This window comes from Pseudomonas sp. P5_B3 (assembly GCF_056400405.1).
This window is the reverse complement of record NZ_JBFULI010000005.1, coordinates 132,856-146,109: the sequence shown is the minus strand read 5'-3', so window position 1 is coordinate 146,109 and position 13,254 is coordinate 132,856. Positions and strand designations below refer to the sequence as shown.

Genomic DNA, 13,254 nt, shown 5'->3' with positions numbered 1-13,254 from the left:
GCCCTTAGTTGGCGGCAGCCTTGTTAGCCGCCCGCTCTTTGTCGATCAGTTTGTCGGCCAGTTGCAGGGCCTGTTCGGCACCGCCGGCAGAACCCACGTCAAACCGGTACTTGCCGTTGACGATCATGGTTGGAACACCACTGATTTCATACTTCTTGGCCAGTTCACGCGCCTTGACGATCTGACCTTTGATAGCGAAAGAGTCGAAGGTCGCGAGGAACTTGTCCTTGTCCACGCCTTGGGTAGCGAGGAAGTCGGCCATGTCATCCTTGTCGGTCAGTTTCTTGTGTTCTTTCTGAATCGCGTTGAACACCGCGGCGTGAACGTTGTGCTCGACACCCATGGCTTCAAGGGTCAGGAACATCTGACCGTGGGCGTCCCACGGGCCACCGAACATCGCAGGGATGCGAACGAAGTTCACGTCCGAAGGCAACTTCTCCGCCCACGGATTGATCACCGGCTCGAAGGCATAGCAATGCGGGCAGCCGTACCAGAACAGCTCTACCACTTCGATCTTGCCAGGCACAGCGACCGGAACCGGATTGCTCAGTTCGACATAAGGTGCGGCGGGGGCGTCAGCGGCCTGGGCAGTCATGCCGAACAGGCTGGCAGCGGCAAAAACGGCGCTGATGATCAGATTACGCATGCTTCACTCCTGGACAAATTTTTTCGCCTCGCGCGACCTGTTATCAGACAGGTCCTGGCGGGCTTGAGTTCTGTAGTGTAACGGCAGCGGCCACAAAAAAGGGCGGCCAAGGCCACCCTTTTTATACTTGCTGTGACGGATTAATCGAGCGTTAACGTTGCAGGCGATAAGCACCCTGTTCAACGCCCGATCCGCCGGCCTTAGTGCAGGCCCTGAATGTAGCTGGACACCGCGGCGATGTCTTCGTCGCTCAGCTTTTTGGCAATGGTCTGCATGGGTTTGGTGTCGCCGTCGTTGTTGCGGCCGCCTTCTTCCTTGCGGAAATCGGTCAGTTGCTTGGCGATGTACTGAGCGTGCTGGCCTCCCAGGTGCGGGAAACCGGCGGGGGCGTTGCCCGCGCCATTTGGCGAATGGCAACCGGTGCAGGCTGGCATACCCTTGCCCATATCACCGCCACGGAACAAGGCTTCACCGCGAGCGACGACTTTCGGATCGGCGGCACCGACGCTGCCTTTCTGGCTGGCGAAGTAGGCGGCGATGTCCGCCAGGTCCTGATCGCTCAGGTTGGTCAGCAGACCGGTCATTTCCAGAACGGTGCGCTTGCCCGACTTGATGTCGTGCAATTGCTTGGTCAGGTAGCGTTCACCCTGACCCGCCAGTTTTGGAAAGTTTGGCGCCATGCTGTTGCCATCCGGGCCGTGGCAGGCGCCACATACGGCAGCTTTGGCCTGGCCGGCTTTTGCATCACCCGGTTGTACTGCCTCACCTGCAGCATGGGCCATGCCGGAGATGCCCACGGTCAACAGCAGACTCACGATCAATTTCTTCATCAGCTAATCCAACTACGGCTAAGGGTTAAGAGTTATGGACCGGGCTTACTCGCTCATCCAAAGGATGATGGCTTGGTAATCCTCGGCACTGCAGTCCATGCACAAACCACGCGGCGGCATCGCCTTGAAACCCTGGGTCACGTGTTGCACCAGCGTCTCCATACCTTTCGCCAACCTCGGCGTCCAGGCTTCCTGATCGCCTTTTTTCGGCGCCATGGGGAGTTGGCCGGAATGACAGGCACCACAAACACGGTTGTACACAGCTTGCGGTTCCTGTGTAGCCTGAGCGCTGTAAAGCGGCATCAAGACACCGGCAGCTAGCAGCCATTTCGTCATAAAACGACCTTTTCAGGGTTGAGAGCGTGCTGCGTTCTAGTGCGCAATCAAGGTCTGTCGCTCTCGTGAACTTCATCCTACGCTGGGACAAAGCGCACACAAAATCTGCGGCATTATATACTGGCGTCACTGAAACGGAAGCGACACTGCTTGCCGCACCCATTCCTGGCGCCGCCCACATCGGAAATCCCATGCAACTCAAGAATCCCATCCTCGGTCTGTGCCAACAGTCCACCTTCATGCTCAGCGCAGCCAAAGTCGACCAATGTCCGGATGACGAGGGCTTCGAAGTCGCCTTCGCCGGGCGTTCCAACGCCGGCAAGTCGAGTGCCTTGAACACCCTGACCCATGCCAGCCTGGCGCGCACCTCGAAAACCCCGGGGCGCACGCAACTGTTGAATTTCTTCAAGCTAGACGATGAACGCCGTCTGGTCGACCTGCCGGGCTACGGTTATGCAAAAGTACCGATCCCGCTCAAGCAACACTGGCAGCGTCACCTGGAGGCGTACCTGGGTGGTCGCGAGAGTTTGAAAGGTCTGATCCTGATGATGGACATCCGCCATCCGATGACCGATTTCGACCTGCTGATGCTCGACTGGGCCGTGGCTGCCGGCATGCCGATGCACATTCTGCTGACCAAAGCGGACAAGCTGACCTATGGCGCGGCCAAGAACACGCTGCTCAAGGTTCAGGCGGAAATTCGCAAGGGCTGGGGTGATCTCGTGACGATCCAGCTGTTTTCGGCCCCGAAACGCATGGGCCTGGAAGACGCCTACACCGTACTCGCTGGCTGGATGGAGCTGGCGGACAAGGGTGCCGAGGTAGAAGCCCAGTAAGCAGCGAAGGCTGCCTGGGGCGCCCCAGGCAGTTTTCTGCAGGCAAAAAAAACCCCGGACTTCATATGGGGAGGGAGAAGTTCCGGGGTTCAAGCTCTAGACCGCTAGGGCGGGGTCCAGATATCTGCCAACACTTAACACAACATAGGAGCATCGAAGGGCTTCACCAGCCATTCAGTAACTCTGAGTGGTGGTCGCAAGATTAGTTCAGATTTTTTTCAAATAGCTTTGAAATAACTCCAAGCGCCTTCCGGACTAAGCGATTTGCGCCCTTCTGCCGCGGCACCATGCCGCAACAGAACACGACAATTTCCTGTAGGAGCGAGCTTGCTCGCGATGGAATTTCAGTCGAAATCGATGTATCTGACGCTCCATCGTCGGAACGCCGCCCGGAGCAAGCTCGCTCCTACAAGAAGGCTCAGTGAGCCTCATCCCAGTTATTTCCGACACCCACTTCGACCAGCAACGGGACATCCAGTTTCGCCGCCTCGCTCATGTGTACGCGAATTTCATCGCGAACCTGGTCGACCAGGTCTTCACGCACCTCAAGCACCAGTTCATCGTGCACCTGCAAAATGACTTTGGCGTCGAGGCCAGACGCGGTCAGCCAGTTATCAACTGCAACCATGGCTTTCTTGATGATGTCCGCAGCGGTGCCTTGCATCGGTGCGTTGATCGCCGTACGTTCCGCGGCGGCGCGCTCTTGCGGCTTGTTGGAGTTGATGTCCGGCAGGTACAGGCGACGGCCGAAGAACGTCTCGACATAACCTTGCTCGGCAGCCTGGGCACGCGTGCGGTCCATGTACTGGCGAACGCCGGGATAGCGGGTGAAGTAGGTATCGATGTAGGCCTTGGCGGTCTTGGTGTCGACGCCGATGTCCTTGCCGAGCTTCTGCGCCCCCATGCCGTAGATCAGGCCGAAGTTGATCGCCTTGGCGCTGCGACGCTGGTCGGAGGTCACGTCGGCCAGTTCGACCTTGAACACTTCGGCGGCGGTCGCGCTGTGCACGTCCAGATTGTGGCGGAAGGCGTTCATCAGCCCTTCATCCCGGGACAGGTGCGCCATGATCCGCAACTCGATCTGCGAGTAGTCCGCTGCCAGCAGCTTGTAACCGGTCGGGGCCACGAAGGCCTGGCGAATGCGACGCCCTTCGGCGGTGCGCACCGGAATGTTCTGCAGGTTCGGATCGCTGGAGGACAGCCGCCCGGTGGACGCCACCGCCTGGTGGTACGAGGTATGGATCCGCCCGGTACGCGGGTTGATCTGCTCCGGCAGGCGGTCTGTGTAAGTGCTTTTCAGCTTGCTCATGGAGCGGTATTCCATGAGCACTTTGGGCAATCGATAGTCGTCTTCAGCCAGTTTGGCCAGCACTTCTTCGGCGGTGGATGGCTGGCCCTTGGCGGTTTTCTTCAATACCGGCAAGCCAAGCTTTTCGTAAAGGATCACGCCCAGTTGCTTGGGCGAACCGAGGTTGAACTCTTCGCCGGCAATCTCGAAGGCTTCACGTTCCAGCGCCACCATCTTGTCGCCCAGTTCGATGCTTTGCACACCCAGCAGGGCGGCGTCGACGAAAGCGCCCTGGCGCTCGATGCGCGCCAGCACCGGCACCAGCGGCATTTCGATGTCGGTCAGCACGCTGGCCAGACTTGGAATGGCCGAAAGTTTTTCGAAGAGAGTCTGGTGCAGACGCAAGGTGATATCCGCATCTTCGGCGGCGTAAGGCCCGGCCTGCTCCAGGGCGATCTGATCGAACGTCAGTTGTTTCACGCCTTTGCCGGCGATGTCCTGGAAACTCACCGTGGTGTGGTCCAGGTACTTCTGCGCCAGGCTGTCCATGTCATGGCGCGTGGCCGTGGAGTTGAGCACGTAGGACTCGAGCATGGTGTCGAAGGCGATGCCGCGTACGGTAATGCCGTTGTCCTGATCGCCGCCGATGGCGCAGTTGGCCAGGATGTTCATGTCGAACTTGGCGTGCTGGCCGACCTTGAGTTTGTTCGGGTCCTCCAGAATCGGCTTGAGCGCACGCAGAACAGTGTCGCGGTCCAGCTGTTGCGGCACGCCGATGTAGGAATGGGTCAACGGGATGTAGGCCGCTTCGTTGGCCTGAACCGCGAATGACAGGCCCACCAGTCGTGCCTGCTGCGCATCGATGCCGGTGGTTTCGGTGTCGAAGGCAAACAGCTTGGCGTTGTTCAGTTTTTCCAGCCAGGCATCGAAACGCGCCTGATCGAGGATGGTTTCATAGGCAGCTTCAGCAGCAGCGGCTGGTGCTTCGGGCTCTGGCTCGCTGAACAGATCGGCGGCCGGTGCAGGCTCGGCGGCAGCGCTCAGTTCCAGGCGTTTGGCGTCGCGATCAAGGTCGTTCAGCCAGCTCTTGAATTCCAGCAGGGTGTACAGCTCGTAGAGTTTGGCCGGATCTTCAGGACCCATTTGCAAGTCGTCGAGCCCAACGTCCAGCGGCACGTCGATCTTGATGGTCGCCAGCTGATAGGAAAGGAAAGCCATCTCCTTGTGCTCTTCAAGCTTGGCCGGCAGGGTCTTGGCGCCACGAATCGGCAGGGTCGGCACGATGTCGAGTTGCGCATAGAGTTCGGTCAGGCCGCCGTTCACACCCACCAGCAGGCCGGACGCGGTCTTGGGACCGATACCCGGAACACCCGGAATGTTGTCGGACGAATCGCCCATGAGCGCCAGATAATCGATGATCTGCTCGGGAGCGACGCCGAATTTCTCCTTCACGCCCTCCACATCCATGCTGCTACCGGTCATGGTATTGACCAAGGTAATGTGACCGTCGACCAGTTGCGCCATGTCCTTGTCACCGGTGGAGATGATCACCGGACGATCCGCCGCCGCGCTACTGCGGGCCAGGGTGCCGATCACGTCATCGGCCTCGACGCCTTCGACGCACAGCAGCGGGAAGCCCAGGGCGATCACGCTCTGGTGCAGCGGCTCGATCTGCACGCGCATGTCGTCAGGCATGCTCGGACGGTTAGCCTTGTATTCTGCGTACATGTCATCGCGAAAAGTCCCACCCTTGGCGTCGAACACCACGGCGAACGGACTGTCCGGATACTGCTTGCGCAGGCTCTTGAGCATGTTCAAGACGCCCTTGACCGCGCCGGTCGGCAGGCCTTTGGACGTGGTCAGCGGCGGCAGCGCGTGAAAGGCGCGGTACAGGTAAGAAGAACCGTCCACCAGGACGAGGGGGGCTTGGCTCATGAGCAGGATCAACCTTTTCGGCGGGTCCGGCGCTAGAATAGCGGGACCGTTGACGACAAAGGGACAAGGTTATCATGCGCACACTAAATCGCCTGTTGCTGGCTGGATTGTTTGCAATCGCACCATTGGCCGTCATGGCGGCGGACGATGCGCCATCGCCGGAACCGGATGTCACCATTCGTACGGAAGGGGACAAGCTCATTCAGGAATATCGCCAAAACGGCTTCCTGTATGCGATCAAAGTCACGCCAAAAGGCGGCAAGCCGTATTTCCTGGTGCGCGCGGATGGCTCGGAAGGAAACTTCATCCGCTCCGACTACCCGGATATGCTGATTCCGGCGTGGGAAATTTTTAAGTGGTAAGTCGTCCCTAACTTTAATCGGCGCTGGCTCAACAGCGGCGCCCGTACTGGCAGCTTAAACATGTCTGTGTTCACCCCCCTGGCTCGGCCCGAGCTGGAAACTTTTCTCGCCCCTTATGGCCTCGGCCGCCTGCTTGATTTCCAGGGGATTGCCGCCGGTAGCGAAAACACCAATTTCTTTATCAGCCTGGAGCAGGGCGAATTTGTCCTGACCCTGGTCGAGCGCGGTCCGGTTCAGGAAATGCCGTTCTTCATCGAACTGCTCGACGTGCTGCACGGCGCCGACCTGCCGGTGCCTTACGCCTTGCGCACCACCGACGGCGTGGCCTTGCGCGAACTGGCGGGCAAACCTGCGTTGCTGCAACCGCGTCTGGCCGGCAAGCACATCAAGCATGCCAACGCGCAACATTGCGCGCAGGTCGGTGAGTTGCTCGGTCATCTGCACCTGGCGACCCAGGCCAATATGATCAAGCGTAAAACCGATCGCGGCCTGGACTGGATGCTGGAAGAGGGCACGCAGTTCCTCTCGCACCTCGGTGCCGAGCAGAAAGACCTGCTGCAACGGGCGCTGGAAGAAATCACCCGGCAGAAGGAAAAAATCCTGGCACTGCCGCGGGCGAACATTCACGCCGACCTGTTCCGCGACAACGCGATGTTCGAAGGCACGCACCTGACCGGGCTGATCGATTTCTACAACGCCTGCTCCGGGCCGATGCTCTACGACGTGGCGATTGCCTTGAACGACTGGTGCTCGGACGACGATGGCGTGATCGATGGACCGCGAGCGCGGGCCTTGCTGGGCGCTTATGCAGCCCTGCGACCGTTCACCGCTGCCGAAGCCGAGTTGTGGCCGACCATGCTGCGGGTGGCTTGCGTACGGTTCTGGTTGTCACGCTTGATCGCCGCGGAGTCGTTCGCCGGGCAGGATGTGTTGATTCACGATCCGATGGAGTTCCAACTGCGCCTGGCGCAGCGGCAGACGGTCAATACGCCATTGCCTTTCGCCCTTTAAAGGCTTTGACCTGTGGGAGCGAGCTTGCTCGCGAAGGCGGCATTACATTCAACATCAAGTTGACTGACCCGCCACTATCGTCGGAACGCCGCCCGGAGCAAGCACGCTCCCACAGGGTCCGGTGTCGGTTACAACGACTCCAGACACCCCGCCAGATCATTCCCCAACTTCTCCAGCACCTGCTCATAGCCCTGGGCAGTCGCCGGCGTGTACCCGCCCAGCGCATCCAGCTCAGCCAGTTTCACTGGCAAACCCGTCACCAAAGTTTCCGCCAGACGCGGGCGCAACGGCGGTTCGCTGAACACGCAGGTCTTGCCGACTTCCTGCAAACGCGCGCGCATCGCCGCGACATGCTGGGCACCGGGTTGCACTTCGGCCCCGACGCTGAACACTCCCACGTGCTTGAGGCCGTAAGCGTCTTCGAAGTAGTCGAAGGCTTCGTGGAACACGAAGTAGGGTCTGCCCTGAACATCGGCCAGGCGTTTCTTCAGGCGCGCATCCAGTGCATCGAGGCGCTCGTCGAAGGCCTTCAGGTTGCTCTGATAGCGCGCGGCATTGTCAGGATCGGCGGCACTCAGGTCGGCCGCCATTTTCGTGGCGATGACCCGGGCGTTGACCGGCGACAGCCACAGGTGCGCATCCAGGCTGCCCGGGCGGTGATCGTGGTCGTGTTCGTCGGCTTCTTCGGCGTGGGAGTGGCTATCTTCGGCGAAGCGGCGCAGTTTCATGCCCGGCAACTCCTGCACGGCGACGCTGGGCAGCGTACGACCATTGAGCACGCGAGGCAGGAAACCTTCCATGTCCGGGCCGATCCAGTACAGCAGGTCCACCGATTGCACCTTGCGTACGTCAGAAGGGCGCAACGCATAGTTATGCGGCGATGCTCCAGGTGGCAGCAAAACCTCGGGAATCGCCACACCGTCCTGCACCGCCGCGGCGATCAATTGCAGAGGCTTGATGCTGGTAAGGACCTTGACCTCGGCCTGCGCCGAACCGATCAGCAGAAAACTTGCGACAAATGCGACAAAGATAGAAAAAAGTCGGGACACGATGACCACTCGAAGAGGCGAGAACGGGTAACATAATAACGTCTCTCACAAAACTCGTCGCCGCTCATGCTAAAAACACCGATTGCCAGCCGCCCCCACGACCACTCACATTGCGTTCACAGCGCTTTGTCCGAGGCCGATGCCCTGTGCGCACGTCAAGGCCTGCGCCTGACCGCATTGCGCCGGCGGGTGCTGGAACTGGTGTGGCAAAGCCACAAGCCCCTGGGTGCCTACGACATTCTCGCGGTCCTCAGCGAGCAGGACGGTCGCCGCGCCGCGCCACCGACGGTGTACCGCGCGCTGGATTTCCTGCTGGAAAACGGCTTGGTCCATCGGATCTCCTCGCTCAACGCCTTCATCGGCTGCAATCACCCGGAACATGCTCACCAGGGTCAGTTCCTGATCTGCCGTGGGTGCCACGCCGCCATCGAGCTCGAACAAAAATCCATCAGCGACGCGATCATCGCCAGCGCCAAGGATGTCGGGTTTATCGTCGAAGGCCAGACCGTCGAAGTGGTCGGTCTCTGCTCGGGTTGCCAGGGGGCTTGATGAGCAACGCGCTGATCCGTCTTGAGCAGGTTGCCGTCACGTTCGCCGGGCAACCGGTGCTGGACAACATCGAGCTGAGCGTCGAACCGGGGCAGATCGTTACCCTGATCGGCCCCAACGGCGCCGGCAAAACCACACTCGTGCGTGCCGTGCTCGGCCTGTTGAAACCGGACAGCGGCAGCGTCTGGCGCAAGCCGAAACTGCGGGTTGGTTACATGCCGCAAAAACTTCACGTCGATCCGACCCTCCCGCTGTCGGTCCTGCGTTTCTTGCGCCTGGTGCCGGGCGTGGACCGTGCGATGGCCTTGGCGGCACTCAAGGAAGTCGGTGCCGAGCAAGTAATCGACAGCCCGGTGCAAAGCGTTTCCGGTGGCGAAATGCAGCGCGTGTTGCTGGCCCGGGCCTTGTTGCGCGAGCCGCAACTGCTGGTGCTCGACGAACCGGTGCAGGGTGTCGATGTGGCCGGCCAGGCTGAGTTGTACAGCCTGATCACCCGCTTGCGCGACCGTCACGGTTGCGGCGTGCTGATGGTCTCCCACGATTTGCATCTGGTGATGAGCACCACGGACCAGGTGGTTTGCCTCAATCGTCACGTCTGCTGTTCCGGCCATCCCGAGCAGGTCAGCGGCGATCCGGCTTTCGTCGAGCTGTTCGGAAAAAACGCACAAAGCCTGGCGATTTATCACCACCATCACGACCACGCCCACGACTTGCATGGCTCGGTGGTCAAGGCGCCCGCGTCGGGCCAACCCCATATTCACGGAGATAGCTGCAAGCATGGCTGATTTTCTGCTCTACGCCCTGCTTGCAGGCCTGGCCCTGGCCGTCGTTGCAGGCCCGCTGGGGTCTTTCGTGGTTTGGCGGCGCATGGCCTATTTTGGCGACACCCTGTCCCACGCGGCATTGCTCGGTGTGGCCCTGGGCTTCCTGCTGGATGTCAGCCCGACCGTTGCCGTCACCGTTGGCTGCTTGCTGTTGGCAGTGTTGCTGGTGACCTTGCAACAACGCCAGCCGCTGGCGTCCGACACACTTTTGGGAATTCTCGCACCCAGCACACTTTCTCTGGGTCTGGTGGTACTAAGCTTCATGCACGAAGTGCGAATCGACCTGATGGCCTATTTGTTCGGCGACCTGCTGGCGATCAGTCCGACCGACCTGGCCTGGATTCTTGGCGGTAGTGCTGCAGTACTGCTCTTGCTGGTTGCATTGTGGCGCCCATTGCTGGCAATCACGGTGCATGAAGAACTGGCCAGGGTCGAAGGTCTGCCGGTGGCTGGATTGCGCCTGGCCCTGATGCTGTTGATCGCCGTAGTGATTGCCGTGGCGATGAAAATCGTCGGCGTATTGCTGATCACTTCGTTGCTGATCATCCCGGCTGCTGCGGCACAACGTCACGCCCGTTCGCCGGAGCAGATGGCACTGGGCGCGAGCCTGCTGGGCATACTCGCCGTGTGTGGCGGGCTGGCGCTGTCCTGGTTCAAGGATACCCCGGCCGGCCCGTCGATTGTGGTGACGGCCGCCGCGCTATTTCTGCTGAGTTTTGTTCTGCCCCGTCGAGGGGTGTAGACTTGCTCGTTTTTTGCGCAAATAGAGAGTCGCAGGAATGAAGTCGTTCGCCTCCCGTTATCTGCTCCTTGTCGCATTTTCTTTGCTGCTGGGCGCCTGCCAAAGCACGCCACCGGCGGCCACCGAGGCCGCCGACGCGCGGGCCACGGCCATCGTACAGCTGGAACAAAACATCGCCAGCGATGAACTGGCCACCGCCGAAGACCAATTGGCAGCCTTGCAGGCCGAATCGCCCAACGATGCTTCCCTTGAGCAATACCAGCGGCAACTGGCCGAAGCCTACCTGCGCCGCAGCCAGATCGTGCTGCAAAAGGGTGACGTGGATGCTGCCGCTACCGCCCTTAGTCGTGCCCGCGCATTGATGCCCAAGGCTCCGGCACTGACCGGTGGAGTCAACGGCTCGATTGCCCAGGCGCGCAAGGCCGAGCTGGAAAAAGCCGAGGCTGCCCTCAAGGCTGCCGAAGCCAAGCCAAAAGCCAAGGTTGTCGATCTAATGGCTGAAAGCACCACGGTCGAGCTGAATATCAACGATATGGGCAAACTGCGTCGCCAACTCGATGCCATCGCTGCCGATGTGGTGAACTTTCAGTGTGACGTGAGCATTCAGGCACCGCGCACCAATGATTACCCTTGGCTGGCTAATTTGCTGACCAAACGGGTGAACAAGCTCGATCCTGAGTTTGATCTGAAGCTTGAGCGGCAGATTTTGCGCAGTGTTCCGGCGCAGATGGTTCTGACCCCTCGCAAATCTTAAAAGCATCGCGAGCAAGCTCGCTCCCACAGGGTTTCGGGTTGCCCACACATTTTGTGACCAACACTTCTCTACTGTGGGAGCGAGCTTGCTCGCGATGGCGGTCGCTCTAGCTCCGCAGATCTTCAGGCCAGAATCGCCTTGGCCTTCGCCTCCCTGTCCCAAACCCGATGCTGCCCAGCAGGTCGAAATTGCCTTCGGCCTTGGGCGAGCCTCTTCAGCCGTTACTTTTTTCAGACCTTTGATCGCGTTATTGCCAAATGACAGGACTAATGCGAAATAAATGCTAAGAACCTCTATACGGACAGGCTAAAATGCGCGCCCGGCTAACCGCTGATCCTTTTCTAACGCGCCCCACAAGGTTCGCTACGTGATCGAGTTTCAAAACGTCCATAAAACCTACCGCGTCGCCGGTAAGGAAATCCCCGCTCTGCATCCGACCAGTCTGACGATTGAGAACGGGCAGGTTTTCGGCTTGATCGGTCATTCCGGAGCAGGAAAAAGTACCCTGCTGCGTCTGATCAATCGCCTGGAAAACGCCAGCGGCGGCAAGATCACCGTCGGCGGTGAAGAAGTCACCGCGCTCGACGCCAATGGCCTGCGCCGCTTCCGTCAGCAGGTCGGGATGATTTTCCAGCACTTCAACCTGCTGGCCTCCAAGACTGTCGCCGACAACGTCGCGCTGCCACTGACCCTGGCCGGCGAACTGTCGCGTAGCGAGATCGACTCGCGCGTGGCCGAGTTGCTGGCGCGGGTCGGTTTGTCCGACCACGCGAAAAAGTACCCGGCGCAATTGTCCGGCGGACAAAAGCAGCGTGTCGGCATTGCCCGCGCCCTGGCGACCAAGCCAAAAATCCTGCTGTGCGATGAAGCCACCAGCGCCCTTGACCCGCAAACCACCGCATCGGTGTTGCRATTGCTGGCCGAGATCAATCGCGAGCTGAAACTGACCATCGTGTTGATCACCCACGAGATGGACGTGATCCGCCGGGTCTGCGACCAGGTGGCAGTCATGGACGCTGGCGTGATCGTCGAGCAAGGCTCGGTGGCCGAGGTGTTCCTGCATCCGAAGCACCCGACCACCAAGCGTTTCGTGCAGGAAGACGAGCAGATCGACGAAAGCGAACAGCGTGATGACTTCGCTCACGTGCCGGGTCGCATCGTGCGTCTGACCTTCCAGGGCGAAGCGACCTACGCGCCATTGTTGGGCACCGTCGCCCGGGAAACCGGTGTGGACTACAGCATCCTGGCCGGTCGTATCGACCGCATCAAAGAAGTCCCATACGGGCAACTGACCCTGGCCGTGACCGGCGGTGACATGGAAGCGGCCTTCGCCTGCTTCACCGCGGCCGACGTTCACATGGAGGTGCTGCGCTAATGGAAGCCCTGACAAGTTTCTTTGCCAATATCGACTGGTTCGAAATCTGGCTGGCCACCTGCGACACCCTGCTGATGCTCGGCGGTTCGCTGTTGTTCACCGTGCTGCTCGGCTTGCCGTTGGGTGTGCTGCTGTTCCTGTGCAGCCCGCGCCAGTTGCTGGAAGCCAAGGGCATCTACGCGATGTTGTCCCTGGTGGTGAACGTTCTGCGTTCGCTGCCGTTCATCATCCTGTTGATCGTGATGATTCCGTTCACAGTGTTGATCACCGGCACGTCCCTCGGTGTCGCGGGTGCAATCCCGCCGCTGGTGGTGGGTGCCACGCCGTTCTTCGCCCGCCTGGTGGAAACCGCCTTGCGTGAAGTGGATCGCGGCATCATCGAAGCGACCCAGGCCATGGGCGCGACCACGCGGCAGATCATCACCAACGCGTTGTTGCCTGAGGCTCGTCCGGGCATCTTCGCGGCGATTACGGTGACGGCCATTACGCTGGTGTCCTACACGGCGATGGCCGGTGTCGTGGGCGCCGGTGGTCTGGGCGACCTGGCGATCCGCTTCGGTTACCAGCGTTTCCAGACCGATGTGATGGTCGTGACGGTGGTATTGCTGCTGGTATTGGTCCAGGTACTGCAAACCGTCGGCGACAAACTGGTTGTGCATTTCTCCCGTAAATAAGACATGAGCCGGCCATTCGCTGGCAGGCGCCGGAAACCGGCGC

The 13,254-nt window shown here is 60.1% G+C and carries 14 protein-coding genes; 9 read left to right on the top strand and 5 right to left on the bottom strand.

Features of this window, described 5'->3' with window-relative positions; translation table 11 throughout:
- Nucleotides 1-4 precede the first annotated feature (4 nt).
- The 3 genes from AC1DRN_RS05390 to AC1DRN_RS05380 all read right to left on the bottom strand — a co-directional run bounded on the left by AC1DRN_RS05390 (nucleotide 5) and on the right by AC1DRN_RS05380 (nucleotide 1,812).
- Entirely contained in the window at nucleotides 5-646 is a 642-nt protein-coding gene (locus AC1DRN_RS05390) for a thiol:disulfide interchange protein DsbA/DsbL (RefSeq protein ID WP_223459224.1), read from the bottom strand.
- A 200-nt stretch (nucleotides 647-846) separates the two neighbouring features.
- Nucleotides 847-1,476 (bottom strand): c-type cytochrome, encoded by a 630-nt coding sequence (locus tag AC1DRN_RS05385; RefSeq protein ID WP_223459222.1) that lies wholly within the window; start codon nucleotides 1,474-1,476, stop codon nucleotides 847-849.
- A 45-nt stretch (nucleotides 1,477-1,521) separates the two neighbouring features.
- On the bottom strand, nucleotides 1,522-1,812 hold the full coding sequence (locus AC1DRN_RS05380; protein ID WP_457266015.1) for a c-type cytochrome: 291 nt from the start codon (nucleotides 1,810-1,812) through the stop codon (nucleotides 1,522-1,524).
- Nucleotides 1,813-2,003: 191 nt separating this feature from the next.
- On the opposite strand from AC1DRN_RS05380, the gene yihA reads away from it, so the two are divergent.
- Nucleotides 2,004-2,648 carry a ribosome biogenesis GTP-binding protein YihA/YsxC gene (yihA, locus tag AC1DRN_RS05375; RefSeq protein WP_008002192.1) on the top strand — a complete coding sequence of 215 codons (645 nt, stop codon included), beginning with the start codon at nucleotides 2,004-2,006 and terminating at the stop codon, nucleotides 2,646-2,648.
- 418 nt (nucleotides 2,649-3,066) lie between these two features.
- On the opposite strand, the gene polA is transcribed toward yihA, so the two are convergent.
- A complete protein-coding gene (gene polA / locus AC1DRN_RS05370) occupies nucleotides 3,067-5,871 on the bottom strand; it encodes a DNA polymerase I (protein ID WP_223459218.1) in 2,805 nt (934 codons plus the stop codon).
- A gap of 74 nt (nucleotides 5,872-5,945) precedes the next feature.
- Between polA and AC1DRN_RS05365 the strand changes: the two genes are divergently transcribed.
- Entirely contained in the window at nucleotides 5,946-6,233 is a 288-nt protein-coding gene (locus tag AC1DRN_RS05365; RefSeq protein WP_223459216.1) for a DUF2782 domain-containing protein, read from the top strand.
- 60 nt (nucleotides 6,234-6,293) lie between these two features.
- Nucleotides 6,294-7,244, top strand: a complete 951-nt coding sequence (locus AC1DRN_RS05360; RefSeq protein ID WP_223459213.1) for a homoserine kinase — start codon at nucleotides 6,294-6,296, stop codon at nucleotides 7,242-7,244.
- A gap of 128 nt (nucleotides 7,245-7,372) precedes the next feature.
- Here AC1DRN_RS05360 and znuA read toward each other — a convergent pair whose 3' ends face one another.
- Nucleotides 7,373-8,293 carry a zinc ABC transporter substrate-binding protein ZnuA gene (gene znuA / locus AC1DRN_RS05355; RefSeq protein WP_223459211.1) on the bottom strand — a complete coding sequence of 307 codons (921 nt, stop codon included), beginning with the start codon at nucleotides 8,291-8,293 and terminating at the stop codon, nucleotides 7,373-7,375.
- Between the two features lie 66 nt (nucleotides 8,294-8,359).
- Here znuA and zur point away from each other — a divergent pair, with 66 nt between their 5' ends.
- The 6 genes from zur to AC1DRN_RS05325 all read left to right on the top strand — a co-directional run bounded on the left by zur (nucleotide 8,360) and on the right by AC1DRN_RS05325 (nucleotide 13,211).
- A complete protein-coding gene (zur, locus tag AC1DRN_RS05350) occupies nucleotides 8,360-8,842 on the top strand; it encodes a zinc uptake transcriptional repressor Zur (RefSeq protein ID WP_223459209.1) in 483 nt (160 codons plus the stop codon).
- Complete coding sequence (gene znuC, locus AC1DRN_RS05345) at nucleotides 8,842-9,627, top strand: zinc ABC transporter ATP-binding protein ZnuC (RefSeq protein ID WP_223459207.1); 786 nt, start codon at nucleotides 8,842-8,844, stop codon at nucleotides 9,625-9,627. Before zur ends, znuC begins: the two co-directional genes overlap by 1 nt.
- Nucleotides 9,620-10,408: a zinc ABC transporter permease subunit ZnuB gene (gene znuB, locus AC1DRN_RS05340; protein ID WP_223459205.1), complete on the top strand. Its 789-nt coding sequence runs from the start codon at nucleotides 9,620-9,622 to the stop codon at nucleotides 10,406-10,408. Before znuC ends, znuB begins: the two co-directional genes overlap by 8 nt.
- A 37-nt stretch (nucleotides 10,409-10,445) precedes the next feature.
- Nucleotides 10,446-11,162, top strand: coding sequence for a PA5502 family lipoprotein (locus tag AC1DRN_RS05335; RefSeq protein WP_223459203.1), 717 nt, complete (start codon nucleotides 10,446-10,448; stop codon nucleotides 11,160-11,162).
- Between the two features lie 367 nt (nucleotides 11,163-11,529).
- Nucleotides 11,530-12,537, top strand: coding sequence for a methionine ABC transporter ATP-binding protein (locus AC1DRN_RS05330; RefSeq protein ID WP_477786646.1), 1,008 nt, complete (start codon nucleotides 11,530-11,532; stop codon nucleotides 12,535-12,537).
- Nucleotides 12,537-13,211 (top strand): methionine ABC transporter permease, encoded by a 675-nt coding sequence (locus AC1DRN_RS05325; RefSeq protein ID WP_223459201.1) that lies wholly within the window; start codon nucleotides 12,537-12,539, stop codon nucleotides 13,209-13,211. Before AC1DRN_RS05330 ends, AC1DRN_RS05325 begins: the two co-directional genes overlap by 1 nt.
- Nucleotides 13,212-13,254 lie beyond the last annotated feature (43 nt).